21 protein-coding genes and 2 pseudogenes are annotated in these 24,358 nt (G+C 68.0%); 11 read left to right on the plus strand and 12 right to left on the minus strand.

Annotation, left to right across the window (positions count from 1 at the left end; translation table 11 throughout):
* Positions 1 to 53 precede the first annotated feature (53 nt).
* Together ON40_RS17515 and ON40_RS17520 are read right to left on the minus strand one after the other, a co-directional pair.
* Complete coding sequence (locus ON40_RS17515; protein WP_040823683.1) at positions 54 to 1,025, minus strand: GlxA family transcriptional regulator; 972 nt, start codon at positions 1,023 to 1,025, stop codon at positions 54 to 56.
* 336 nt (positions 1,026 to 1,361) lie between these two features.
* Positions 1,362 to 2,651 (minus strand): MFS transporter, encoded by a 1,290-nt coding sequence (locus tag ON40_RS17520; RefSeq protein ID WP_063713024.1) that lies wholly within the window; start codon positions 2,649 to 2,651, stop codon positions 1,362 to 1,364.
* A 95-nt stretch (positions 2,652 to 2,746) separates the two neighbouring features.
* On the opposite strand from ON40_RS17520, the gene ON40_RS17525 reads away from it, so the two are divergent.
* A complete protein-coding gene (locus ON40_RS17525; RefSeq protein ID WP_040823686.1) occupies positions 2,747 to 3,307 on the plus strand; it encodes a TetR/AcrR family transcriptional regulator in 561 nt (186 codons plus the stop codon).
* A 63-nt stretch (positions 3,308 to 3,370) separates the two neighbouring features.
* Here the strand turns inward: ON40_RS17525 and ON40_RS17530 are convergent, their stop codons facing one another.
* Positions 3,371 to 5,167, minus strand: coding sequence for a serine/threonine-protein kinase PknD (locus ON40_RS17530; RefSeq protein WP_040823689.1), 1,797 nt, complete (start codon positions 5,165 to 5,167; stop codon positions 3,371 to 3,373).
* 518 nt (positions 5,168 to 5,685) lie between these two features.
* On the opposite strand from ON40_RS17530, the gene ON40_RS17535 reads away from it, so the two are divergent.
* Entirely contained in the window at positions 5,686 to 6,384 is a 699-nt protein-coding gene (locus ON40_RS17535; RefSeq protein WP_040823692.1) for a phosphoribosylanthranilate isomerase, read from the plus strand.
* Here the strand turns inward: ON40_RS17535 and ON40_RS17540 are convergent.
* On the minus strand, positions 6,323 to 7,159 hold the full coding sequence (locus ON40_RS17540; RefSeq protein ID WP_169541867.1) for a DMT family transporter: 837 nt from the start codon (positions 7,157 to 7,159) through the stop codon (positions 6,323 to 6,325). The two genes, ON40_RS17535 and ON40_RS17540, sit on opposite strands and share 62 nt — an antisense overlap.
* A 24-nt stretch (positions 7,160 to 7,183) precedes the next feature.
* Positions 7,184 to 8,470: a prenyltransferase/squalene oxidase repeat-containing protein gene (locus ON40_RS17545; protein ID WP_157186320.1), complete on the minus strand. Its 1,287-nt coding sequence runs from the start codon at positions 8,468 to 8,470 to the stop codon at positions 7,184 to 7,186.
* An 848-nt stretch (positions 8,471 to 9,318) separates the two neighbouring features.
* On the opposite strand from ON40_RS17545, the gene ON40_RS17550 reads away from it, so the two are divergent.
* On the plus strand, positions 9,319 to 12,126 hold the full coding sequence (locus tag ON40_RS17550) for a helix-turn-helix transcriptional regulator (RefSeq protein ID WP_169541868.1): 2,808 nt from the start codon (positions 9,319 to 9,321) through the stop codon (positions 12,124 to 12,126).
* Positions 12,127 to 12,147: 21 nt separating this feature from the next.
* Here the strand turns inward: ON40_RS17550 and ON40_RS17555 are convergent, their stop codons facing one another.
* The gene (locus tag ON40_RS17555; protein ID WP_040823704.1) at positions 12,148 to 12,714 is read right to left on the minus strand and encodes a TetR/AcrR family transcriptional regulator; all 567 of its coding nucleotides are present in this window, start codon (positions 12,712 to 12,714) and stop codon (positions 12,148 to 12,150) included.
* Between ON40_RS17555 and ON40_RS17560 the strand changes: the two genes are divergently transcribed.
* Positions 12,709 to 13,251, plus strand: coding sequence for an aldo/keto reductase (locus ON40_RS17560; RefSeq protein ID WP_245567846.1), 543 nt, complete (start codon positions 12,709 to 12,711; stop codon positions 13,249 to 13,251). The genes ON40_RS17555 and ON40_RS17560 overlap by 6 nt on opposite strands.
* A gap of 53 nt (positions 13,252 to 13,304) precedes the next feature.
* Here ON40_RS17560 and ON40_RS17565 read toward each other — a convergent pair whose 3' ends face one another.
* The 3 genes from ON40_RS17565 to ON40_RS17575 form a co-directional block, all read right to left on the minus strand.
* Complete coding sequence (locus tag ON40_RS17565; protein WP_040823706.1) at positions 13,305 to 13,943, minus strand: TetR/AcrR family transcriptional regulator; 639 nt, start codon at positions 13,941 to 13,943, stop codon at positions 13,305 to 13,307.
* A gap of 25 nt (positions 13,944 to 13,968) precedes the next feature.
* Positions 13,969 to 15,474: an FAD-dependent monooxygenase gene (locus tag ON40_RS17570; protein WP_040823708.1), complete on the minus strand. Its 1,506-nt coding sequence runs from the start codon at positions 15,472 to 15,474 to the stop codon at positions 13,969 to 13,971.
* A gap of 90 nt (positions 15,475 to 15,564) precedes the next feature.
* Positions 15,565 to 16,218 carry a TetR/AcrR family transcriptional regulator gene (locus ON40_RS17575; protein WP_040823710.1) on the minus strand — a complete coding sequence of 218 codons (654 nt, stop codon included), beginning with the start codon at positions 16,216 to 16,218 and terminating at the stop codon, positions 15,565 to 15,567.
* A gap of 233 nt (positions 16,219 to 16,451) precedes the next feature.
* Here ON40_RS17575 and ON40_RS17580 point away from each other — a divergent pair, with 233 nt between their 5' ends.
* Positions 16,452 to 17,237: a spirocyclase AveC family protein gene (locus ON40_RS17580; protein ID WP_040823712.1), complete on the plus strand. Its 786-nt coding sequence runs from the start codon at positions 16,452 to 16,454 to the stop codon at positions 17,235 to 17,237.
* 69 nt (positions 17,238 to 17,306) lie between these two features.
* Here ON40_RS17580 and ON40_RS17585 read toward each other — a convergent pair whose 3' ends face one another.
* Both ON40_RS17585 and ON40_RS17590 read right to left on the minus strand, forming a co-directional pair.
* A complete protein-coding gene (locus ON40_RS17585; protein WP_040824479.1) occupies positions 17,307 to 18,503 on the minus strand; it encodes a cytochrome P450 in 1,197 nt (398 codons plus the stop codon).
* Positions 18,504 to 18,734: 231 nt separating this feature from the next.
* A complete protein-coding gene (locus ON40_RS17590) occupies positions 18,735 to 20,111 on the minus strand; it encodes an MFS transporter (RefSeq protein WP_063713025.1) in 1,377 nt (458 codons plus the stop codon).
* A gap of 92 nt (positions 20,112 to 20,203) precedes the next feature.
* Between ON40_RS17590 and ON40_RS17595 the strand changes: the two genes are divergently transcribed.
* A complete protein-coding gene (locus tag ON40_RS17595; RefSeq protein WP_051193203.1) occupies positions 20,204 to 21,139 on the plus strand; it encodes a LysR family transcriptional regulator in 936 nt (311 codons plus the stop codon).
* A 90-nt stretch (positions 21,140 to 21,229) separates the two neighbouring features.
* Here the strand turns inward: ON40_RS17595 and ON40_RS17600 are convergent, their stop codons facing one another.
* Positions 21,230 to 21,907, minus strand: coding sequence for an amidase family protein (locus tag ON40_RS17600; RefSeq protein WP_306305391.1), 678 nt, complete (start codon positions 21,905 to 21,907; stop codon positions 21,230 to 21,232).
* Here ON40_RS17600 and ON40_RS54615 point away from each other — a divergent pair.
* The 5 genes and pseudogenes from ON40_RS54615 (at position 21,847) to ON40_RS54635 (ending at position 24,350) form a co-directional block, all read left to right on the plus strand.
* The gene (locus ON40_RS54615; protein WP_245567847.1) at positions 21,847 to 21,999 is read left to right on the plus strand and encodes a hypothetical protein; all 153 of its coding nucleotides are present in this window, start codon (positions 21,847 to 21,849) and stop codon (positions 21,997 to 21,999) included. The genes ON40_RS17600 and ON40_RS54615 overlap by 61 nt on opposite strands.
* Before the next feature lie 49 nt (positions 22,000 to 22,048).
* Positions 22,049 to 23,205 (plus strand): annotated as a pseudogene (locus ON40_RS17610) (acyl-CoA dehydrogenase family protein).
* 79 nt (positions 23,206 to 23,284) lie between these two features.
* Positions 23,285 to 23,656: pseudogene (locus ON40_RS54620) on the plus strand (aldolase/citrate lyase family protein); the annotation flags it as partial.
* A 37-nt stretch (positions 23,657 to 23,693) separates the two neighbouring features.
* Positions 23,694 to 24,023 carry a FadR/GntR family transcriptional regulator gene (locus ON40_RS56570; protein WP_505788429.1) on the plus strand — a complete coding sequence of 110 codons (330 nt, stop codon included), beginning with the start codon at positions 23,694 to 23,696 and terminating at the stop codon, positions 24,021 to 24,023.
* A gap of 33 nt (positions 24,024 to 24,056) precedes the next feature.
* The gene (locus ON40_RS54635; RefSeq protein WP_281033047.1) at positions 24,057 to 24,350 is read left to right on the plus strand and encodes a FadR/GntR family transcriptional regulator; all 294 of its coding nucleotides are present in this window, start codon (positions 24,057 to 24,059) and stop codon (positions 24,348 to 24,350) included.
* Positions 24,351 to 24,358: the final 8 nt, after the last annotated feature.

The raw sequence follows: 24,358 nt of genomic DNA on the forward strand, positions 1-24,358 counted from the left end.
TCGTGATCGTGCGGATCCGGCCAGCTGTCGTCAGAGTTACGCCACCAGCACGCTCAGGCCGGTGTGCGGTCCGGGATACGGCGATGGGTTCGGCGGTATTCGGTGGGTGTCGTACCCAGCGTGCGTGCCATGTGCAAGCGCAGGTTGCCTGCGGTACCCAGCCCGCAACGCTCGGCGATGTGGTCGACCGGTAGGTCGGTTGTCTCGAGGAGCCGTTGCGCTTGCAGCACTCGTTGCCAGGACAGCCAGCGCATCGGTGTCATGCGGGTTCGTTCGCGGAATCGGCGCGAGAACGTGCGTGTGGGCATGCCCGCGTGCCGGGCCAGGTGGGTCAGCGACAGTGGCTGGTGCATCCGCTGGATCGCCCATTCGAGCGTTCGGGCAAGGTGGTCGGTGTCCTCGCGCGTATCCCGGCGGGGGGCTTGGGCATGATCGCCGGACCGGTGGGTGGCCACGACCATGCGGCGGGCCACCGAGTCGGCGAGGTCTGCCCCGAAGTCCGAGCGGACGAGGTGGATGTAGAAGTCGATGCTCGCGGATTGGCCCGCGCCGGTCAGGATGCTCCCACCGTCGACGAACAGTACGTGCGGGTCGAGCCACACGCTCGGGTAACGTCGGCGGAACTCGTCGGCTTCGCGCCAGTGTGTGGTTGCTCTGCGGCCGTCGAGCAGACCGGCAGCGGCGAGCGCGAACGTACCCAGACACACCGAAACCAGGCGTGCGCCACGGTCGTACGCCGACCGCAGCGCGGCGCGCACGGCCGCGTCCGGTTCGACGGTTGGGTAGAAACCGGGCACGATCACCGTATCGGCCGTTGACACCGCATCGAGGCCTGCTCCTGCGTCGATGGTGAATCCTGTCGAGGTAGGGACAGGGCCCGGTCGCAGCCCGCACACAGTGAACGAGTAATGCTCGGCTTCATCGCGGAATCCGAAAATCTGAGCGGCGGTCGAGAGATCGAATGCCACAACTCCCGGCAACGCCAGCGCGACGACCACATGCGGGCGCCGGTGCGACCACGTCATCGGGCCAACTGGTCTGACAACATTGCGCCCCTTCTGCGGTACGCGGGTCTCAACATCGCGCGGTTGTGGTAGCGATGCGACCCAGCTCGACGTGGTCGGGACTCACGTGGCCCGGCCCGAACATTATGCGCCTGCGGCGAGCGTCGTCGGCACGTCACCGGCCGGATCCTGCCATGATCTTGACTCGAGACAATTGCGAATTCGAGCAGCCGGACCGCTCCACCGGCACGGCGTCGCGAGGGGACACCACGCTGTTCCGCTGGGCTTGGCGGTCGAGGCTTTCCACCGTCACTCGTCGGCCGAGGCACGTCTGGGGCGTGTAGCTCTGCGGCTCCATCATCGTGCATGTCTATCCGGCGCGCAGCACCGTTTCGGCGCGGCCCGCCCGGCGGAGCATAGACGTGAACGCCCGCGCGTACGCGGTGTCCTGGCCGCAGGCCCTCGGCTGCATGACCGCGACCGCCGGGGAATCAGCGTCGTGACCGCGAGCGCGATCAGTACGACGCCGTAGCCGGTCGCGGTGGTCAGCAGGCCGACGTGGGTCGCGATGACGCCCGCCGCGACGGCCGGGATGCAGAACGCGAGGTAGCTGAGCACGTAGAACGCGGCGACGAGTTTGCCGCGTTCGGTGGCCGGTGCGAGTGGGAAGACGGTGCGGGTGATGCCCTGAAAGCTCGCACCGAAGCCGATCCCGGCGATCACCGTGCCCGCGAACAGCAGCGCCGACGACCCGGCCTGGGCGGCCGCGATGGTCACCGCGATCCCGATCGCGAGCGCGGCGGCGGCCAAGCGCATCACCCGGCCGGCCGCGACCGTGCGCAGCAGCCAGATCGCCGCCGCACCCACCCCGGCCAGCGTGAACACCAGCAACCCGCCGAGCAGGATCGAGTTCGAGCCGGTGACCACACGGACCAGGCTCGGGCCGAGCGAGAGGTAGAAGCCGCTCAACGCCCACGCCGCGATGTCCAGTAGCGCGGTGGCGGCGAACGCGGCCCGTGCCGCGGCCGGGACGCCGACAGTCGGCCGCAGCGCCCGCCGCGCGCCGGGCATCATCGGCGAGGTCTCGGTCACCACGATCGTGCCGATCGCCTCGACCGCGAACAACACGATCAGCACCAGGTACACGGTCTGGCGCGGCCACGGCAGGAACTCGACGAGCGCCGCGGAACCGAGTCCGCCGATGGCCAGACCCGCCACCGGAGCGACGCTGTTCACGATCGGCCCGTGTGGTCGCTCCGCGTCCAGGATCGCGGCGGCCAGCGCACCGGTTGCCGCGCCGGTCGCGATGCCCTGCACCATGCGCGCCGCGATCAGCAACGCAACGCCGTCCGCGGTGCTGAACACCAGCATGGCCGCCGCGTCGAGCGCGATGGCGCCGAGGATCACCGGACGGCGTCCCACGTGGTCGGACAGCGACCCGACGGTCAGCAGCGCCAGCAACAGGCACACCGCGTAGACGCCGAAGATCACCGTCAGCATGCCCGAGGAGAACGCCCAGCGCGCCTGGTAGACGCGGTAGAGCGGGGTCGGTGCGCTGGACGCGGCGAGGAACGTCAGCATGGTCGCCGCGGGCAGGACGGTGGCCAGCCCGGAGGACATGCGCCGGGTGGCCGGAGCGATCAGCATGGAGTACCCCAAAATCGGTTAAAGCGAATATGATTGCTTTAACCGACGGTACATGGGGCGGAGCTTAAAACAAAGACCTCTGCAATAATGACCGCATGTCGGCCAGCACACCAGCCCGGCGGCCGGGCGGGCGCAGCGCGAAGGTCCGGGACGCCATCTACACCGCCGTCGGCCAGCTCATGGGCGAGGGCAAGGCGGACCGCATCACCATCCCACTGCTGGCCGGCCGGGCAGGGGTCAACCCGACCAGCATCTATCGCCGCTGGGGCGACCTGGACACGCTGCTGGAGGAGGTCGCTGTCGCCGCGCTCACCAAGGACGGCGACGAACCGCCGGACACCGGGTCACTGCGCGGTGACCTGTCGGCGTGGGCTCGGATCGTGGTCGACGACATCACCCAACCGCGCCGAACCCGGTACCTGCGCGCCATGATCTCGGCCCGGGACGAGGTGGGCACCTGCCCGTGCTGGGAGCAGCGCCGCACGCAGGCCAAGGTGATGCTGGACCGGGCAAGGGCACGCGGGGAGCGGGCGCCGACCGAGCAGCAGGTCCTCGATCACGTGATCGCACCGATGTATCACCACGTGGTCTTCGGCCTGTCCGCAGACCGCGACTACGCGAGCCAACTGGTCCACGACGTACTCGCGATGGCCTAGGCGCCCACGATCTCCGACCGAACCGCCGGGCTTTTGATCAAGATCATCGATCGACAGGGGGGCTCAGCCGACCGGGAGTTTCACCACCGGATCGGGGCCCTGGTCGGTGATGTAAATGTTGCCCGCCGTGTCGACCGCCACACCCTGGGGATTCTTCAGGCCGGTGAACGGCAGCGGGGTCGGCGTCGACGCACCCGCCGCCAACCTCACCACCCATTGATTACCCCAGTCGACGACGTACAAGTCTCCCGCCTTGTCGACCGCCACACCCTGGGGATCCTTGAGCCCGGTGACCGGCAACGTGGTCGACGCCGACGCACCCGCCGCCAACCTCACGACCCGCTCGGTACTCAATTCGGTGACGTATACGTTGCCCGCAGCGTCGACCGCCACACCCTGAGGATCTTGGAGCCCCGTGAACGGCAGCGTCGTCGACGCCGACGCGCCCGCCGCCAACCTCACCACCCGATCATTACCCCGGTCGCCGACGTACACGTCTCCCGCCGTGTCGACCGCCACACCCTGGGGATCCTTGAGCCCGGTGAACGGCAGCGGGGTCGCCGTCGACGCACCCGCCCCCAATTTCACCACCCGATTGTTGCTCGTGTCGGTGACGTAGATGTTGCCCGCCGCGTCGACCGCCACACCTTGGGGATTATTCAGCCCGGTGAACGGCAGCAGGGTCGACGCCGACGCACCCGCCGCCAACTTCACCACCCGATCGTTACCCATGTCGGTGACGTATACGTTGCCCGCCGCGTCGACAGCCACATCGGTGGGCAAGCTGACGCCGCTGAACGGCAGTGGAGTCTGTGCCGAGTAGCCCGAGGTGACAGGTCGGGGCGAGCTGCCACCGCCGCCCGATTCCCGTTGGACACCGATGACGACAGCGACGGCGGCCACCACCGTAACCGCGACCGCGGCGGCGACCAGCCCGGCGGTCTTGGGCGACAATCTGATTCGCCGCCCACGGCGCGCAGCCGCGCCCCCGGTGGTGCTGACCGCGGAATCGCCCACCGCGGCGTCGGCCGCCGCGGCCAGCTCGCGCACGGTCTGGTAACGATCGTCGGGGTTCTTGGCCATTCCCTTGGCGATGACCGCATCGAACGCAGTCGGTACATCGGGTGTGGTGGTGCTGGGATGCGGCGGCGGGGTGTGCAGGTGTTGGGCGATCACACCCTGCACCCCCGCTGCGCTCGCAAACGGTGCTCGGCCGGTCAGGCACTCGTACAGCACGCACGTCAACGCGTAGACGTCCACTCGGGCATCGGCCTTGACCGCCGCGCTGATCTCCTCCGGCGCCATGTAGGCGACGGTGCCGATGGTCTCGCCGATCGTGGTCAGCGTACGGTCGTCGGCGGCGTGGGCGATCCCGAAGTCGATCAGGGAGGCGAACTCATCGGCCCCCAGCAGGATGTTGGTGGGTTTGACATCGCGGTGGACCAGCCCGACGTCGTGGGCCGCCTGGAGCGCGCCGGCCACCTGTGTGATGATCGCCACTGCCCGCCGCGGCGACAAGGCACCTTCCTGGCTGATCACCGCGCGCAGGTCGGTGCCCTCGATCAAGCGCATATTCAGATAGAGCCGACCGTCGATGTCGCCGAAGTCGTGGATGGGGATCACATGCGGCTCGGTCAACTGAGCCACCGCCCGGCACTCCCGGCGGAACCGCTCGCGCAGCTGCTCGTCATCGGCGAAGCGCTCAGGCAACACCTTCAGCGCCACCACCCGGTTGGTCAGCGAATCATGCGCCCGCCACACCTGGCCCATGCCACCCTGACCCAGCAGCGACAACAGCCGATAGCGCCCGAACGCCTCCGCTGAGGTCGTGTCCCCGCCACCAACTGACGTGTCATCCATTGTGTCGTCCCGTGACCACCCGACTGGCGAACGGTGTACATGCCTGCATCCCATCCCCGCCCTAGCTGGTACCCCACCCTAGTTGATCTAGCCAGGCCAGACAGTCGAGAGTCGGCGCTATCCACCAACAAACCTCTCGCGATCCAAGCCTACCTCTCTGCTCGTGATTCAACCGTGTGGCACCGGTGTAGCCAGTGTCTGCCAGCCGGACGACCACGTCACGGACCTGCGCGGTGGCGCACACAACGGCCACCTGTTGTGTCGATCCTGGCCTTCGACGCACAGACCGTCGGCAAAGCTGCCGACGCACCCACACTCCAGCTATAGAAGGACTAGCGGGTCCGCCCGCCGCTGCTCGACGGTGTCCCCGTCGAGCGTTGTTCAGGGGCGTGATTTCACAACGGATCAGGGTTTCTCACGAGCGGTCTTCCCAACGCGGGGAGAGCGTTCATACTGAGGGTGCACCAATAACGACGTGGCCCGCCGGATAGGCACAGTCTGGGCAGTATCGTGTGCCGATGATCAACGTCCGAGCGAAAATCTGCGGCATCCGGAGCGAATCCGATCTCCGGGCCGTTGTCGCGGCCGATGCCGATGCGGCCGGGTTCATTTCGGGCACAACACACTTCAGTGAGGACGAACTCGACGTCGAGCGGGCGCGGCGATTGTCGCGGCTGGTGCCCGCGTCGATGGAACGCGTACTGGTCACCCATCTCACCGATGCGGGCGACGTCCTGCGCCTCGCCGACCGGATCGACGTGGACTGCATCCAGTTGCACGGGCTGATCTCGCTCGACACCGTGCGCGCGGTCCAGCGGGACGCGGCCGGGCGGCGGGTGATCCGCGCGGTCCACGTCACCGGGCCCGAAGCGGTCGGCGCAGCGGTGCGCGCGGCGCCGAATTGCGATGGGCTGGTGCTCGATTCGCGGTCCGCGGACCGGCTCGGCGGGACCGGGCGCACGCACGACTGGTCGATCAGCGCACGCATCGTCGACCTGCTCGCCGAATCGGAATTCCCGGTCATGCTGGCCGGGGGCCTCAACCCGCGCAACCTCACCGCGGCCATCGATGCGGTGGGACCGTCCTGGGTCGATGTCAACTCCGGCGTCGACGACTCGCGCGGCGACAAGGATCCCGCGAATTGCAGCGACTTCGTCAGGGCGGCACACGCCGTCGCGGCGCTGAACGCTGCTCCAGCCCGACTGCGAGCAGAATGAGCACGCCCGCCGCGGCGGTTGCGGAGGTGGGCAGACTTCGGGTGCACACCGCCCCCACCAGTGTGGCCACCACCGCCTCGTTGAGCCCGATGACGCTGGCCGTCGCGGCGTCCAGCCACCGCAGTGCCTGCCAGTAGAGGGCGAATCCGGGTCCGAGGAGTGTGGCGCCCACCGCGGCCAGCTCGGCCGCAACCGGCAGCGACGGCGGGTCGAGCGCGAGCAGTGGGCTGCTCGCGATCCCACCGAGCAGCAGTTGCAGTGCCGCGGCGGTGATCGTGTGGTTCGGCCCCGGCTGTCGCGCGATCACGCTGACCAGCATCGCCACGCACGCCGCGCTGCCGAGCGCCAGCGCACATCCGGCCACGGCCGACCCCGCCGAGGTACTGCCCGAGTGACGTCCGGTGACCAGCCAGATCGCGCCCGCGACCAGGAGCAGTTCGAGCAGCACCGGAAGCGTCGGCGCGCGGCGTCCGCGAAGCAGCGACGCGGCGATGATCAGAACCGGCGCCGTCAGGTGCAGGGCGACCACCACCGGGAGCGGGCCGATGCGCAGCGCCGAGACGTACAGCGCCAGATTCGCGGCCTCCAGCAAACCCAACTTGACGTACAACCCTGGGTGGGCGGTGAGCGTCGCCCACGGGTGCTGTCCGCGCAACCGCGCCGACACCAGCAGCGGCACCGCCCCGCCGAGGGCGACCAGACCCGCCGTGGTCGGGGCCCCCAGTGCCGCCAGCAGTGCGCTGGAGGTACCCCACAGGCAGGTCACCGCGATCATCAGAGCGATCGGACCGGCCATAGGCTAGGTCAGCAGATAGGTGACCACGGGCAGTACGAGGGCGGTGAACGCGGCGAACACCGCACTCGCCACCCGTCTTTTCGGTAATCGCGGAAAATGCGTGGCCAGCCCGCAGTAGGTGCCGAAGGCGATCAGCGCCGTGCCCCACACCACCAGGGCCCGGCTGACGATCGTGCCGTATACGGTGTCGAAGCCCACCGCCAACGCGAACACCGTGATACCGGCCGCCGCGCCGAGTACCAACAACGCTTCTCCGGCAGTGGAATTCATCAACATGCGGTGGCCGCGCACCGAGGCGATCGCCTGCGGATCGGTGCGATGGGCGCCGTCGGCCCGGCAGATCTCGTCGTACACCTTCGCCGGGTTCACTCGTTCGTTGATCGCCGGGCGCACCTGCAGCAGGGCTTCCAGCGCCTGCGTGGTGGCGTAGGAGGTCACCGGGCCCTCGTCGGAGATGCGGAAGCCGCCCCGATAGATGGCCAGCGCGTCCATCTCCTGCAAATCGAGCAGGGCGACGATCGCCGCACGCACCGCGGGATCGAAAATGGTGCGGCTGTCGGCGGCTATCACCGCACCGACCGCCAGATGCAGGGTCAGATGACGCCAGGTGTCGACGAGATCGTCACGGCGAAAGATCTCGGTCTCGATCTCGCATTCGTCTCGGCGCAGCCCGGTCAGCAGCCGTTTCACCGCCAGCGCGCACGCCCGCTCGGCACGCTTGTCACCGATCCGGACGATCTCGGGGCGAGCGAGCACGGCGGCGATGTGCGCCGCCGCGTAGATCGGCAGCGAACGCGGGTCCTGATACATCGCCGAGACCAGATAGCCGATGCCGCGCGAGATGGCTTGGTGCCGTTCACCGTCGACGCCGCCGTCACCGATGAGCGCCTCGACCGCGGCGGCGGTCGCGGTGATCGATACCGGGCCGAGGAAGCCCGATATCCGCCATCCGCCGGTTTCGGAATCCTGTTGGTCCAGTAGGGATCGCACGGCTCCGGCCAGATCGGGATCGGACTCCTCGACCTCGAGGCAGCGCAGCGCGCGGATGCGCCACGCGACGTCGATCGGGGTACGGAAGTACCATTCGTCGCCGTTCGGCCGTTGCACGACCGTTGCCCGGACCAACATGGCGACCTTTGCGGCACGCGGGATTTCGCACCCGGCGCGATGCAGAACGCAGACCACCTCGGCGGTGTTCTGCGGATTGGGTGGCACATCGGGAATCCAGCCCCAGCCCGCACCCCCGCTGAGATGGGGTATCTGGCTGCCGCGCAGCCATTCCACAGCCATCCGGATACGCTCGTCGATGTTCGACACGGCCCTCCGCCCCCTTCAGTACGTTGCCCCAGAGACTTTCGATCGGGCGCTGATAACCGCCAAGTTACTCGGGTGGTCCGACAATCCGCTCGTCCCGAGGTCGCCTGAATGAACTGGTAGCGAACGTGTTTCGGTTCCATATCGGGGTCTCGGCTGCGTCCACCACAGTGGCGCCACGAGATCCGCAGGCAGCGAACCGGATTCGCCGACGCTACGCATCCCGGGTCACCTATCGGAGACCTGAATTTTATCACCAGGCCGTCACCGCGTGACCGGAATTGCGCCGGTCCGAGTTGAAATTGCAACCCCATGTGCCGGTGACCCCGGCCGCGATCGCCCGCGTGTCGAGCAATTCCCGTGACATACCTCGACTTCCACGACAGCGGGGCCTGCGGCGCGGCGCGGGGGGGGGCGGCCCGAGCGGGACATACGCCGCCGAACCGAAGACGCCGACTACCGCGCCGATCCATCGAGCACACAGCGCCCGGCCGTCGGGTGCCGCACTTACTCGGCGAAAGTTGTTCTGCCACAGTCGGAGTTGCCACCGAACAGGCCACGGACCCGCAGCCCGATCGAGATCCCGCGGCGGCCCGATCTCGTCGACGGAACGCGGCGCGGTGAGCGCCGCGCCGGGCGCCCGGCGTGGCGGGTTCGACTGTTTCCGTATTGCAGAGAGTTTCGATTGGGCGCGTGGCAGGATCGCAGGCGTGGCAAGCAGTTCCTTTTCGTCCGAGTCGTCCGATTCTCCTGTCGTGCGAGGCGCCGATCACCCGGCAGCACCCGACGCCGGACTCGGCCGCGATCGAACGGGAAGCAACCGATTGGTAGGAAGGCAGGACGATTTCGCCCGGATCTCCGCAATTGCCGAGCAAGCCGCGGCGGGGCACGGCGGGATCGTGATCATCAGCGGCGAGCCGGGAATCGGCAAGACCTCGCTGCTGAATGCGGTGAGCCGATCGGCGTCCTCGCACGGGGCACGGCTGCTCCGGGGCACAGCCGCGGAAATCGAGCAGGAGGTGCCCTACGCCGCGCTCGGCTGGTGCCTGGGTATCGGCCAGAGCACGCTCGATCCTTCTGCGACACAACTTCATTCGTTGCTGCGCGGCGTCGATCTGCCCGGTGACGGTGCGTTCAGCCGACACTTCGCCGTCGTCGAGGCGCTGCTGGCCCTGGTGGATCAATGGTGCACCACGAGTCCGGTGATATTGATACTGGACGATGCCAACTGGGCCGACCCGTCCAGCCTGGCCGCACTGGAGAGACTCGGCGAGACGGTCACCGAACTCCCGTTGATGATCGTCCTGGCGATGCGGCCCTTGCCGCGCGGGGAAAGCCTGGCCGCCCTGCTGAAGCAGTTCTACGCCTGGGGCGCCACGGAGCTGCAGCTCAAACCGCTGACCGAACCCGAGGTCGCGGCTCTGATCGAAGACCGGCTCGGCGCCGCGCCCGGCCCGGCATTGACCGCTGCGGTCGCAGGCGCGGGCGGTAACCCTTTCTATGTTGTCGAGCTGGTGGCAGGCCTACAGCAGGCAGAGGCACTGACCGTCGGCCGAGAGATCACCGAGCTGGTGACAGCTCCCGCGGGGCAGCCGGAGCGGTTCCCGCTGCCCGAGTCGCTGACCGAAACCGTCGAGCGCAGACTGGATTTCCTACCTCGCACGGCGCAGCAGGTACTGACGATGGCCGCGGCTCTCGGCACCAGCGTCGAGGCGATGGAGCTGTCGACGGTCCTGGACTTGGCGGTCATGGAGATCTGGGAGGCCATCAGCATCGCCACCGAGGCGGGCATGCTGGTCAAATCCGGCGACGAGCTGGTCTTTCGGCATGATCTGCTCCGTCAGGTATTCGCCGATCAACTGCCCACGTCGGCCCGTACCTCGCTGCAACTTCGCGCGGGCCGCGTGCTGATCACAGCGGGCGCCCCGGCCGAACGTATCGCCAACTATCTGTTGGCCGGCGACGCTCCCCTGGACGACCAGAGCCTGCGATGGCTGGCCGAAACCGCGGACACGCTCACCGTTCGGGCCCCCGAACTGGCCATCAATCTGCTCGCCGGGGTGGTGGCCGGTTCCGGATCGGACCGAACGGCCCACGAGCACTTTCGGGTTCAGCATGTCCGGGCTCTGCTGTGGAACGGCCGCGCGGCCGAAGCGGAGACCACGGCCAAGGCCATCCTCGCGAGCCGAACCCCCACCGCGCCGGGCTCGGCGAACGACAAAGCACTGCAGTGGCTGCTGGTGCGCGCCTACTACGCTCAGGGCCGGCTCGACGACGCGGCCGCCACGGCGAACCTCGTACTGGCCCAGCCGGGCCTGACCCAGTGGGAAGAGGGCCTCTACAACGCGTTCCTGGCCCTGTTCTACTTCTTCGCCGAAAAATTCGATGTCGGCGAACAAGCCGCGACGCGAGCCATTTCGATCGGAGACGATCTCGACGACCCGCTGACCGTCGGCATGGGCTGCACCACCCTCGGTGGACTGCGGTACACCCAGGGCTACCTGGACCAGGCTCTCGCACTCGGTGAGCGGGTCGCCGCCGCGTACGAAACATGTCAGCGCTCCGGGAATCGCCTGGATCAGCTCGATCCGTACGTGCTTCGAGCGCATTCCTTGATCGAACTCGACCGGGCTGCCGAAGCCGAGGAGATTCTGGGCCACGCCGTGGTCGATGGTTTGCAGAACCGTGGACTGCATCTGGTGTCGCGAGCGCGGCTGTATTTCCTGAGCGGCCGCTGGGACGATGCGCTCGCCGAAATCCTTGCGCGCCAAGGCTTGCCGGACATCTTCGGCCACGGTGTGGTGACCAACAGCATGACCGCGCTGATCGCGGTGCACCGAGGCACTTTCGACGCGGGTCTCAACTGGGCGGGACCGGACGACCGGGTCGGCAGCCAGACGTATCTGCACTTCGATTCCTGGGTCGACGCGTTGTTGCTGGAATCTCGGGGCAAGCCGGCCGAGGCCCTGGACATCCTCTCCGAGGCATGTCGGAAGCTGGCGTCGGGGCTGGCCGGTTCGACCGTGTATTACGCCTATCCCGATGTCGCGCGCTTGGCGGTGGCATCGGACAACCGACAGGTGCTCGACGAGATATCGACCGCGGCCGAGACGCTCGATGCCCGCTATTCGACGCTCAGCAGGCGCGGCACGGTGTTGCTGTGCCGCGGATTGTCCCTGGACCAGCCCGAACTGCTCGAGCAATCGGCGCAGGCTTTCCACCGCGCCGGACGCCCGCTCTACGAGGGACAGGCCCGCGAGGAACTCGCCGTGATCCTCGCGCGCCACGGCCGAACCGCGGACGCTCGGTCGGCTCTGGACGCGGCGGTGCGTTCGTACGCGGGCATGGACGCCCAATGGGATATCTCGCGAGCCGAGTCGCGACTGCGCGAACATGGTGTCCGTCGTGGATCGCGCGGCCCCCGCAAACGGCCGAAGACCGGCTGGCAAGCACTCACCCCCACCGAGCAGAAGGTCGCCGAACTGGTTGCCCAGGGCGGATCCAACTCCGAAATCGCCACTCGGATGTTCCTGTCCAGGCGGACCGTGCAGACGCACGTGTCCAGCATCCTGAACAAACTCGATCTGCAATCCCGCGTCCAGATAGCCGTCGGCCTCGCCCGCCAGGTGTGAGCAGGTGTTGGTAACTACTGGTTACCGGTCGGTGAGCACGCCGTCCACGAGGGTTGTCAGGAACTGGCGGTCGACAGGCTCGCCGGTGACGATCGAGCGGTAGGCGAGCATGGCCGCGACCACCGAGGCGAGCAGGCCGGCGTCGCGGTCCGGGCGGATTCCGCCGCGCGCCTGTTCTCGTTCGACGGCGGTTCGGATCGCTTCGGTGCGGGGACCCACGATGCGGCGTCGGACGGCGCCCGACAGGTCTGCGTCGTGTGACATCAGCGACAGCAGACCCATCATGACCTTGGACTTTCTCGCTGCGGAAGGATTGCCGGACGCGTCCAGGAGTGAGTCCAGATCCCCGGCGAGAGTTCCGGTGTCGGCCGCGACGGTGGCCGGTTCGGCACGCAGGCTCTCCACCGCATCGACGACGAGGTCGGCCTTCGACGGCCACCGCCGGTAGATCGTCGCTTTACTGGCGCCGGCGCGGGCGGCCACCATATCGGTGGTCATTCGCTCGTAACCGGTTTCGGCCAGCACATCCAACGTCGTCTCCAGGATGACCCCGTCACGCGACGCATCGCGTTTCCGCTTCAGGTGCATCTGTCGCCCTCGCGCAGCGAGATGGCGGCCGCGGAGACCATCGAGACCCTGCAGTCGCTGCGGGACGAGGGCAAGGTGCGCTTCATCGGCATGTCCGGCACACTGCCCCACCTGCCCGAGCACATCGAGATGGACGTGTTCGACGAGTTCCAGATCCCCTATTCGGCGCTGCAACCCGACCACGACGCGTTGATCACACGCGCGGCGCAGGCGGAGGCCGGTGTGATCATCCGCGGCGGCACCGCGCGCGGTACGGCGTCGGCGGAGCGGAACTTCACGGTGGAACCGTTGAGCTCGTCCGGCGCCTCGGCCCAGGATCGTTGGGCGACCGCCCATTTCGATGAGCTGCTCGACGGTATGAGCCGCCACGAATTCGTCCTGCGCTTCACCATCAGTCATCCCGACGTGGCCAGCACGATCGTCGGAACCGGCAATCTCGAGCACCTGCGCGACAACATCGCGATCGCCGCTCGCGGACCGTTGCCGACGGATCTCTACGCCGAAGCCCGGAGCCGACTCGGACTGACGCCTCTCTGATCAGGCAGCCGATTCCCCGACCGGGAGCGATCGGCCTCCGGCACTCCGGGTACTCACGCCGGAGGCTCGATGCCGAGTTGGCGGAGTACCGCGTACACGCGCTCGCGAACGGATTCCTCGCTCGGCGGGTCGGGGTACAGCAGGCTCGGGAACAGGGCCGTGCCGACCACGGTGTCCAGCAGTAGTTCGGGGTCGGTGCCGGGCGGCAGGCCACCGAGTTCGATCGCGCGGCGCAGGGCCGCGTGCGTGAGTTCGCGACGGGGCTGCAGGTAGGTATCCCAGAATGTGCGCAGCAGTTCGGGGTGGCTGGAGGCGGTGCCGATCAGCCGGGCGATCAGGCGGCGCATGTCGGTGCGGGTGACCACCTCGGTGAACGTCTCGAGCAGTTTCGTTACCGCACTGCGTAATTCGTGTTCGGTGGGTTCGGTGTCGGTGTCCAGCAGTTGCCGGTAGAGCGCGAGGTCGTCGATATCGCGCGCCCGGTCCAGGGCCGCGATCAGCAGCGCCTCCTTGTTCGGCCAGCGCCGGTACAGGGTCAGCCGGGCCACACCGGCGCGTTTGGCGACCTGGTCGATGCTGGTGGCGTCCGCACCGTATTCGATGAACAGCTCCAGCGCCGCACGCAGGATCGCCTCGTCCGCCCGCGGATCGCGGGGACGTCCGCGCGAGGCGGCGGCCGTCTCCTCGCTCATGCGACGCCCCTGCGCACCGTCTCGCTCACACCGGCCTCCGTTCGTTGTGGCACAGTGCCGTATCCAACCAGCGGCCCAACTCCTGCGCGTTGGTGCCCCGCCAGGCGAGATGGGCGTCGGGGCGGACGAGGCAGACCTCGCGTAGCGTTCCGGTTGCCGGGGTCAAAGTCCGGACCTGTTCTGCGCCAAGTCGTTTCGCTGCCTGACGGAGGTACTCGGCGGCGTTGCCGCTCGCCAGTACCGCCCAGCCGGTGCCGAGTTGGCTGTGCAGCGGGGCGTCATGCCCCTCGGCGTCGCGGGTGAGGATGTTCGGCACGCGATCGCCCGGTTGCGCGCCGCGCCGCGCACGCCGGACCGCCGGAGCGGCCAACGGCCCGTTGCGATAGCTGATCCCCAGCTGGGAGGCCGCGCCCGTGAGCCGACGCTGGATCGCAGGGATGCGCAGCAGCGGCGACAGCGTGGCGAACAGCCTTCGGCCCGTGGCTGTTTCGGCGAAACCGATTCTGGTGCCGATGCTGGTCGCGGACAGCACCGATTCCGCGATCGGTCGTCGTTCGGCGGCGTAGGTATCCAGCAGGCCGACTCCGGCTCGCCCGCTGATCACCAAGGCCAGCTTGAATGCCAGATTCTCGGCGTCCCCGATACCGGTGTTCAAACCCTGGCCGCCGAGCGGTGAGTGGATGTGCGCGGCATCCCCGGCCAGCAGCACCCGGCCGCGGCGATAGGTATCGGCCAGCCTGCGGTTGAAGCGGAACACCGAGGTCCACACCGCGCGGTCGATGCGCAGATCCGGGATCCCAGCGCGCTCGGATGCGAAGCGGCACAACAACTTCAGGATCTCTTCTTCGTCCGGATCGTCGCCGTGATCGCCGGGGACGGGGGCCATCAACCGCCACAGGTCACCGTCCGGATGCGGCAGCGGCATCGCCACGAACTGGCCACCCGCGCCGAGAAATATCCCCATGACCCGACCCCGGCCGGGCAGTTCGGCATGGACATCGGCGAGCAGGAACCGCTCGGTCAACTGCGATCCCGGAAATCCGATCCCGGCGCTCTTGCGCACCTGGCTGTGCGCGCCGTCGCAGCCGATCACCCACTGCGCACGCACCTGTTCGCCGCCGAGATCCACCTCCACCCCGTCGGCGTCCTGCACCAGCCCGCGCAACGGGCTGTTCCACTCGACCCGTCCACCGAGTGCGGCCAACCGCTCGCGCAACTGCGCCTCGATCTCCGTCTGCGGGATCCACAGCAGCCGTGGTCCCGCGGCGTCGAGCGCCGCGCCCACGTCGACGATCTTGCGGCCGTTCACGTGAATCCCCGCTCCGCGGACGTCGGCCGCGCGCTGCGGTAGATCGCCGAGCGCGCCGAGACGCTGCAGCACCTCCGCCCCGCGCGGCTGCAGACCCAGCGCCCGCGACGTGGTCGCGGGTCCCGGCGCACTGTCCACCACCCGCACCGCGACCCCGCGCTCGAGCAACCCGCAGGCCGCGGTCAATCCGGTCGGCCCCGCACCGACGATCAGCACCTCCATGGCCGGCTCCCTTCTCGTCGAATTTATAAACAGAACAGTACTGTTTACAAATTAGCTCGGACCGCCGCGCCTGGCAACCGGCCTCTCCGGTCAGCCGTGCCGGTGCAGGAAGCCGTACAGGATCGCCTGGGTGAGTTCCTCGACGATCGCCGCTCGGGGCGGCTGCTCGGCGCCGAAGTAGGTCGAGCGCAGGGCGGCCATCCCGGCGATCATCGCGACCGTCGAATGCGCCGCCAGGGCCGGATGGTCCGACCGCACGCCCCGCAGGTGCATACCTTCGGCGCTGATCCGACCGAGCGCGTCGAGCGCGCGCCTGATGTCGGCGATGCCGGTGTCCTCGATTTCCTCCGGGGCGAGAGCCTCGGCTGCCAGCAGCGTGATGACCAAACCTCTGTTCTCGACGAACAGGTCGTAGAGCTGTCCGGCGAACTGCCGAGCCAGGTCCTGCTCGTCGGTCTCGTCGGGGACGACCGCTCGCCACGTGCGGCCGAACTCGTCCACGAAGCCGGTGAACGGAAGCACCACGGCCTCGCGGAACAGCGCCGCCTTCGAACCGAAGTTGCGGAACAGCAGATGTTCGCTCACACCGGCCGCCTCGGCGATCTCCCGAGTCGTGGTGCTGCGGTAGTCCTGCCGCGCGAACAGGGTGCGGGCGGCGTCGAGCAGCAGTCGACGCGGCTCGCCGCGAGGCCGACGGGTCGGCGGATCGGCCGGGCCGCTACGACCGGAAGCCTTGTGGGGCACGATCGTTCGCTCCTGGAAACAGCTCTGGACGGTTGGCGAAATTATAGGACAGTGCGCACTGTCCTCATTTAGGATAGTGGCTGCTATCCAAAGCTCTCCGGAGCTCGTTTCGAAGGGGGTGCGGACATGGGCGCAGGCATCATGCTGGGCACGTTGTTCGGGCTCGTCGTCGTCATCTTCGGCGTGGCGTACCGGTTCGACCCGGAAGCCCGGCGCAACCAGGAGCGTGATCGATGACGGTGACCTCGACACCGCTGCTGAAGGCCGCCATCGGTTTCGCCTACGTCGGCGGACTGGCATTCCTGGCCGCCGGGGTGTACCTGTCCTGTCGCCGTCGTCGGCTGCATCCCCTACTGCTGCTGTGCATTTCGGCGATCTCGTTCTCCTGGATCGAGGCGCCCTACGACTGGGCCGTCTACGCGCAGTTCCCGCCCGCCATCCCGCGCATGCCGTCGTGGTGGCCGCTGAACATGACCTGGGGCGGACTGCCCGCCGCGGTGCCACCGGGTTACATCGCCTACTTCGTGCTGCCCGCGGTGCTCGGCGCGGCGCTCGGGCGGTGGCTGATCGCCCGATTCCGCCGGCGCCGACCGCAGACTCTGCTCGTCGTCGGCCTGGTGGTCGGTTTCGTCTGGGCATTCCTGTTCAATGCCATCCTCGGTGCGCGACTCGGGGTGTTCTACTACGGCCGTGTGATCCACGGACTGGCGCTGTGGGAGGGGACCAAACATCAATACCCGGTCTACGACGCCCTCGCGATGGGCGTGCAGATGATGGTCTTCACCTATGTGCTGGGTCGGACCGATGCGGAGGGACGCACCGTCATCGATGTGCTGGCCGACCGGCTGTCGGCGGACCGTGTGCGGTCCTCGGTGCTGTCGGTAGTCGGGATCGTGGTTCTGGGCACCGCGCTCTACGGCGCGGTCTTCGCACCCCATCTGGTGACGAAGATGCAAGGGCGGGTGACCGCCGGGCCCGCGGCGCAACTGTTTCCGGGCGTGCCGAATCAGCCTCGGTGACCGCGTGCTCCGAACCTGTTGCCGGACAAGATGATACGAGGGGCCCGCGTCGTACGGGCCCCTCGACGCTCACCGTGTCACGACCGGCAATTTCGCCCAGCCGCGGACGCTGGCGGTGTGTGCCCGGACCGCGCCCGCGTAGTCGACCTCCCAGTCCGGCCAGCGGAGCAGGACCTCCTCCACCGCGACGCGCGCCTCCATCCGGGCAAGCGCGGCGCCGAGGCAGAAATGCAGGCCGAACCCGAAACTCACATGGCTTGCCTGCCTGTGGATGTCGAAGCGATCGGGGTCTGCGTACCGGCGTTCGTCACGGTTGGCCGAGGCGTTGAGCAGCAGCATCACCGACCCCTCGGGGACCGTGTGGCCGTAGTACTCGGTCGCACTCGCGACGTAGCGGCCCTGCACCGGCGAGGGCGGTTCGAAGCGCAGCACCTCCTCGATGGCGCCGGGGATGAGCGAGGGGTCCGCGACGAGCTGGCGTCGCTGATCGGGATGCTCGGACAGCAACTGCCCGATGAATCCGATCAGCCGCGTGGTGGTTTCACTCCCCGCCCCGAAGATCATGCTGATATAGGTCAATATCTCGGTGCGGGTGAGCGGCCTTTCCGTGCCGTCCGCGTCCTCGACTCGGGCATTGATCAAATCGGTCATCAGATCGTCGGAGGGATTGCGCGCACGCCAGTCGACATATTCGGCGATGAGCTCGAGATTCGGCGGTTCGACTTTCATTCCCTCCCCCGGTTCGCCGGATTCCAGCGAAATGATGCGGTCGGTGGTGTCGCGAATCGTCGACTGGTCCTGCTGGGGAATTCCGAGCAACGCGCCGATGGTCTGCATGGGCATCGCGGCGCCCAGATCGGCGATGAAATCGAACCCGTGCGCGCCGCCCAGCCGGTCCAGCGCCGCGACGGCGAACTGCCTGGCAATGGGCTCGACGGCCGCGATCCGGCGCGGCGTGAACACCCGCGCCAGAATCCTGCGGTGGACATCGTGCGAGGGCGGATCCTCGAACAGAATGAGCCCCGGCGGAAGCTGCACCCCGCTGGAAATGATGTCCAGCACGGTACCGCGCCCCGAACGAAATGTCCGCCAATCGTGCAGGCCCTCGGCGACATCCGCATATCGGCTCAACGCATAGAACCCGTATTTGTCGTTGCGATACAGCGGCGCTTCCGCACGCAATCGCTGCCACACCGGATACGGATCGTCATCGATCGCGAAATCGTATGGGTCGTAATACGGGTCCGCTTCGACCAATTCATGCATTTTCTCCGCCTTTCCACACCGCACCGGCGGCATCAACCGGCCAGGCGGGCAATGGATTCGATCTCGGGGTACTGGTCGAGTCGGGGCGCACGCGAGCGTGCACGTCGGTCCGGCCGGGCCGAAGGCCGGGCGGACCGCCCTAGGGAACCTAACTTTTGTTCCAAAATAGCGAGCTGCGCGGAGTTGGTCAATAGCGCTGGAGGACCGAGCGCATGCCGCGGTGCCCGGTCATCACGGCGTCGTGCGGTCCCGCATGCGCCTGCCGATGATCGACAGGCTCACGCCGAACAGGTACGTCACGAGAACGGCGCCGAACGCGACGTGCAGCGAGACCATGCCCGTGACGTTCAGCAGCGCGCCCAGGACCGCGACACCGAACGCCCCACCCGTCTGGCGCGCGGTGTTCAGCACGCCGGAGGCCAGACCGACGCGGTCCGCGGGTACGCCGAACAGCGCCGCGGCGGTCATCGACGGCATCGCCAAGGAAGTCAGGCCGATCGGGAGCGTGCACAGCACCAGCGCCCACACCGGTGCGCGAGTGGGCAGGAGGGCGACGAGCAGAGCGCCGATGGCCGCGCAGAGCAGACCCGCGGTGATCGCCCGCCATTCACCGATGCGTGCCACGACGCGGGCGGCGCGGAAGGCGGTCAGCCCGATGATGATCGTCATCGGGAGCATCGCGATACCCGTCGCGAACGGGCCGAGGTGATGGCTGTCGTGCAGGTCGATCGCGAGACAGAACAACATTCCGTAGAGACAGAAGTTGAAGATCGCCCCTATCGCGATCGCGACCGGAAAAGTGCGGCGGCGGAACAGAATCGGGTCCACCATCGGATGCCGGACCCGGGATTGGCTGACCCCGAACGCTACAGCCGACACCACGCCCGCACCGAACAGGATCAGCGGTGCGTCCGCGAGCCACCCGTCCTGTCCGGCGAGGATGAAGCCGCCGGTCAGCGTCGCGAGGGTCGTGATGGCGAGCGTCTGGCCGATCCCGTCGAGCCGGTGACGATGCCGACGGGTTTCGGCCACACGGCGGCCCAGCAGCCACGCGGTGATCGCGGCGACGGGAATGTTGACCAGGAAGATCGCGCGCCAATCGATCGTCTCGGTGAGCACGCCGCCGAGGATCGGCCCGCTCGCCAGGCCGATCCCCGAGACACCGCCCCAGACCGCGAGCGCTCGGCCGCGTTCCCGCGGATCGGGGAACGTGTGCGCGATCAGCGCCAGCGAGCACGGCATCAGCCAGGCCGCGCCGGCGCCCTGCACGATCCGGGCGGCGACGAGTACCTCCATCGAACCCGCCGCACTGCACACCGCACTGCCCAGCGCGAAGACGCCGAGCCCGATCAGATATCCGGCCCGCGCACCGACGCGGTCGCACAGCGCTCCGGCGCTCAGCAGCAGGGCCGCGAAGGCCAGCGTGTACCCGTTGACGATCCACTGCGCGGCCGACAGACTGCCGCCCAGATCCGAAACGATCGGCCCCAGAGCGACATTGACGATGGTCGCGTCCAGCGTGACCATGCCGAACCCGAGACAGATCGCCGCCAGGCCGAGCCGTGCTCCGAGAGTCCGGGTACTTGTCGAGGCTGGGGCTGTGTTCATGTCTGTGATCGTGTGCCGCGCGGTCCGCGCCGTCCACGACCGGTGTGCTGACACTCATAGGCTGTGCCTAACACCGGGTTTAGTCTGAGGCGATGGAACTGCGGCAGCTGCGCTACTTCGTCGCCGTCGCCGAGGAGCTGCACTTCGGCCGGGCCGCCGCGCGGCTCTACATCGCGGCGCCGTCGCTGTCCCAGCAGATCAAGGCGCTCGAGGCGAGTCTGGGCGTGACACTGTTCGAGCGGGACCGCCGCCATGTCGAACTCACCTCCGCGGGCACGATGCTGTTGTCCGACGCCCGCGAGATCCTGTCACTGGCTGCCGCGGCCGAGCGTCGGTTGGCGGGAACCACCGGGCCGCTGCGCCTGGGCTATGTGAGCTGGCTGCCCGACAAGCTGCTCTCCTCCCCCGGCTCGGATCCACGGCTGGACGAGTGGGTGATGCCCAGTCACGTCCAGATCGGACGAGTGCTCGACGGCGGTCTGGACGCCGCCGTCGCCTGGGCTCCGCATCGCGACGAGCGGCTCGACTACCAATTGCTGTGGGCCGAACCGCTTTTCGCCGTCACACCCCGGGTCGGCGCGACATCGGTCGCCGCCGGGGAACTCACCGTACTGGTCGATTCCGATCTGACGTCCTGGGATGCGTGGAACCAGTTCGCGATCGAGTTCGCCGAGTCGATCGGGTGCCGCCTGCTGCGCATCGATGACGGCGGTATCACCGGCGCCGCATTCCATCAGCACTGCAAGCGGCTCGACGCACCGGTCCTGGCCTCCCCCAAACGCCATCCGACCCCGTTGCCCGCGGGCCTGCGGGCACGGCCGATCCACGATCCGGCGCCGCTGTGGTGCTGGTCGTTGATCACCCGTGCCGACGAACAGCGACCGAGTGTCGCAGCTCTGCGCGAACATGCCGAACAGCTGTCGGCCGAGTTCACACTCGAAGGTCTCGACGGGCCCGTCTGGATTCCGGCGACCGATCCGCATCGCGATGTACTTGCCGCGCACTGGGCGAACCATCCTTCACCCTGAAGATCCGAAGTCCTACCGGCCGGACAGCGAGTAGCCGTCAAGCACGGAAATGGCTGTGCCGCTGGATTTTCCGGATCCGCACCCCGGAGATCATCCGGTCTGGTCGACCGATATCGGCGGGCGACGCAGGTGCAGGTGGGTCAGGCCCTCGAGTTGCTCGGCGAGAGCGAACAGGATCGCCTCCCGTCCCCGCGCGGCCGTCAACTGGGCGCCGATGGGCATGCCCGAAACCGGATGGAAGCCGATGGGTACGGCCAGGGTGGGACCGTCGTGCAAGGACCACGGGTAGGTGAGCTGGCCCATTCGGCGCGACTGCCCGAGCACGCCCGCACTGTCGTCGATCGGCGGGACGTCGATCGGCATGGCCGGAGTGACGATGACGTCGGTGTCACGGAAATACTCCGCCATCGCCGCGCGGAACACGTCGCGCTGCCGCAGTGCCGCCGAGCGCTGATCGTCGGAGATGGTCAGGCCCAACGAGATTCGCTCCCTGGTGGCTGCCTGGAAGCTGTGCGGGTCGTCGCGCAGCCGCTCGGCGTGCACCCGGGCGGCATCGGAATAGATCAGCGTGTACACCACGTCCTGCGCCGATTCGGCATGCGGCACCGGCTCGTGCTCGATCGTGTGACCGAGGCCCTCCAGTGACCGCGCAGTGCGTTCCAGCGCCGCCCGAATGGACCGGCAGTCGCGGCACCGCGGCCCTACCGATGGACGATGCCGAAGTGCGCGCCAAATTCCTCGCGAACACCGGCGGCGGACCCGACGCAGAAGCCTTGGCGCACACGGTATTCCGCCTGTCGGAAATCGAATCGGTCACCACCGTACTGAAACTCGCGGCCGCACAGCTCGCCGACCACTGATTCGCGATACCGCACGCCGGTCTCGCTCTCGCAGAAACGGATTCACCTCATGGACTTCAGCTTCACCGACGACCAGCGCGATTTCCGCGCCGCCCTGCGGCAACTGGTCGAGAAGGAGATCATCCCGGTCGCCAACGAATGGGAGCGTTCGGGCCGCTACCCCACCGAGATCGTGGCCCGGCTGCGCGAGATGGGCCTGTTCGGCATCACCACACCCGAGGAGTACGGCGGGCTCGAACTGGACATGGTCTCCTTCACCCTGGCCTACGAGGAGATCGCCCGCGGCTGGATGGGAATCGCGGGCATTCTGGGCAGTCACAATCTGGCCTGCTGGATGATCGCGAAGCACGGCACCGCCGAACAGAAGCGGCAGTGGCTGCCGCGCCTGGCCTCCGGGGAGTGCCGCACCGGAATCGGGCTCACCGCGCCCGGCGCGGGCACCGATCTGCAGGGCATCGCCACCACCGCCACGAAATCCGGTGACGACTACGTCATCCGGGGCACCAAGACCTGGATCACCAATGCCCGGCACGCGAATGTGCTTCCGGTACTGGTGAAGACCGATCCGACCGCGCAGCCCGCGCACAAGGGCATGAGCATTCTGCTGGTGGACACCACGACGCCCGGCTTCACCGTCTCGCGCGACCTGGGCAAGCTCGGCTACAAGGGCACCGAATCCTGCGAGATCTTCCTCGACGACGTGACCGTCCCGCAGTCGGCGCTGCTCGGCGGCGTCGAGGGTCGCGGAATGCAGCAGGCGCTGTCCGGACTGGAGATCGGGCGGCTCAATCGCCGGCCGCAGTGTCGGCATCGCCCAGGCGTCCTACGACGCCGCGCTCGCCTACGCCCGCGAACGCACCGCATTCGGCAGGCCGATCGCCGAATTCCAGGCCCATCCAGCTCAAACTCGCCGATATCGCGACCCAACTGCAGGCGGCCCGGCTGATGACGTATTGGGCTGCGTCCAAGGCGGATTCGGGTGCGCGGGTGGACGCCGAGGCGGGCATGGCCACGTACTTCGCCTCCGAAACCGCGATCACCGCGAGCCTCGAGGCCATGCGGGTGCACGGCGGCTACGCCAGCGAATTCAACATCGAACGCTACTACCGCGACGCCCCGCTCATGTCGATCGGCGAGGGCACCAACGACATCATGCGGACCGTGATCGCCAAGGCCCTGGTGTCCGGCTCCGTGCCGGTCGGATGAGTACCGCGCTGATCCACCTCTACGTTCCGGGCGACCGACCGAGCGATTCGACAAAGCCGTGAGCTCGGGCGCGGACGCCGTGGTACTCGATCTCGAGGACGCGGTACCGCTCGCCGCCAAATCCGCGGCCCGCGAGGCGGTGGCCGCCTGGCTCGCCTCGTACCGGAATCATGTTGTGCCGGTGTGGGTCCGGGTGAATCCGGGCGCCGAACTCACCGAGGACGTCACCGCCGTCCTGCGCGCGGCGGATGCGGGCATCTGGCTGCCGAAGTGCGACGACGCCGCCGCGCTGCACCGGCTCGACCACCTGCTCGCCGAGTTGGAACAGCGTTTCGGGCGCTCCCGCACCCTGGTGTCGCCGCTGGTGGAAACCGCGACCGGACTGTGGAACGTGCGCGAGATCGCCGCGGCTCCACGCGTGCGGTATCTGCAGATCGGCGAGGTCGACCTCGCCGCCGATCTGGGCGTCACCGCCGCTGCGGACGACGATCCTCGACGGGCAGCTCGCGCCGGGTACCCGGCTACCGCCCGATGCGGAGCTGCGTGCGGAGTTCAATGTCGGACAGAGCACGGTGCGCGAGGCGATCCGAACGCTGGAGTGCGGAAACCTCGTGCACACCACACGCGGCGCCACCGGAGGCACCTTCGTCTCGGTTCCGAGCATCGGGCGGATGAGCGAACACCTCGAGACCGGGGTGGCGCTGCTGGCAGCGGCCGAGGCCGTGACCGTCGATCAGCTGATGGAGGTACGGCACCTGATCGAGGTGCCCGCCGCGGGTGCGGCGGCGTTCCGGCACAACGACACCCATATCGAGTAACTCCATGCGGCGCTGTTCGATCCGTCGGGATCGCTGGGGTCGGAAACCTATGCGGTCAACCACGAGTTCCATCGGGTGCTACTGCGCGCGGCGGACAATCCGTTGCTGGATCTGGTGACCGTCCCGGTGTTCCGGGTGCTCGGCAGCCGGTTCAGCCGCGACACCGCCCCCGAGGACTTCTGGACCTGCGTGGACGATGACCATCGCGCGATCCTCGCCGCGGTGGAGCAGCGCGATTCCATGACCGCCATGGCCCTGATGCGCCGCCACCTGGATCACCTCGGCGACGTCTACAAACAGATGGATCTGCTCAAACGTCCCGGCTGACCGGCTCG

This window comes from Nocardia jiangxiensis NBRC 101359 (assembly GCF_000308615.1).
In the GTDB taxonomy this organism is placed as follows: domain Bacteria; phylum Actinomycetota; class Actinomycetes; order Mycobacteriales; family Mycobacteriaceae; genus Nocardia; species Nocardia jiangxiensis.

Excerpts from the sequence above, each read along its gene's own strand:
- ON40_RS17515 (WP_040823683.1), bottom strand. The coding sequence starts at position 1,025 with ATGACGTGGTCGCACCGGCGCCCGCATGTGGTCGTCGCGCTGGCGTTG.
- ON40_RS17520 (WP_063713024.1), bottom strand. The coding sequence starts at position 2,651 with ATGCTGATCGCTCCGGCCACCCGGCGCATGTCCTCCGGGCTGGCCACC.
- ON40_RS17525 (WP_040823686.1), top strand. The coding sequence starts at position 2,747 with ATGTCGGCCAGCACACCAGCCCGGCGGCCGGGCGGGCGCAGCGCGAAG.
- ON40_RS17530 (WP_040823689.1), bottom strand. The coding sequence starts at position 5,167 with ATGGATGACACGTCAGTTGGTGGCGGGGACACGACCTCAGCGGAGGCG.
- ON40_RS17535 (WP_040823692.1), top strand. The coding sequence starts at position 5,686 with ATGATCAACGTCCGAGCGAAAATCTGCGGCATCCGGAGCGAATCCGAT.
- ON40_RS17540 (WP_169541867.1), bottom strand. The coding sequence starts at position 7,159 with ATGATCGCGGTGACCTGCCTGTGGGGTACCTCCAGCGCACTGCTGGCG.
- ON40_RS17545 (WP_157186320.1), bottom strand. The coding sequence starts at position 8,470 with ATGGCTGTGGAATGGCTGCGCGGCAGCCAGATACCCCATCTCAGCGGG.
- ON40_RS17555 (WP_040823704.1), bottom strand. The coding sequence starts at position 12,714 with ATGCACCTGAAGCGGAAACGCGATGCGTCGCGTGACGGGGTCATCCTG.
- ON40_RS17565 (WP_040823706.1), bottom strand. The coding sequence starts at position 13,943 with ATGAGCGAGGAGACGGCCGCCGCCTCGCGCGGACGTCCCCGCGATCCG.
- ON40_RS17570 (WP_040823708.1), bottom strand. The coding sequence starts at position 15,474 with ATGGAGGTGCTGATCGTCGGTGCGGGGCCGACCGGATTGACCGCGGCC.
- ON40_RS17580 (WP_040823712.1), top strand. The coding sequence starts at position 16,452 with ATGACGGTGACCTCGACACCGCTGCTGAAGGCCGCCATCGGTTTCGCC.
- ON40_RS17585 (WP_040824479.1), bottom strand. The coding sequence starts at position 18,503 with ATGCATGAATTGGTCGAAGCGGACCCGTATTACGACCCATACGATTTC.
- ON40_RS17590 (WP_063713025.1), bottom strand. The coding sequence starts at position 20,111 with ATGAACACAGCCCCAGCCTCGACAAGTACCCGGACTCTCGGAGCACGG.
- ON40_RS17595 (WP_051193203.1), top strand. The coding sequence starts at position 20,204 with ATGGAACTGCGGCAGCTGCGCTACTTCGTCGCCGTCGCCGAGGAGCTG.
- ON40_RS54615 (WP_245567847.1), top strand. The coding sequence starts at position 21,847 with ATGGACGATGCCGAAGTGCGCGCCAAATTCCTCGCGAACACCGGCGGC.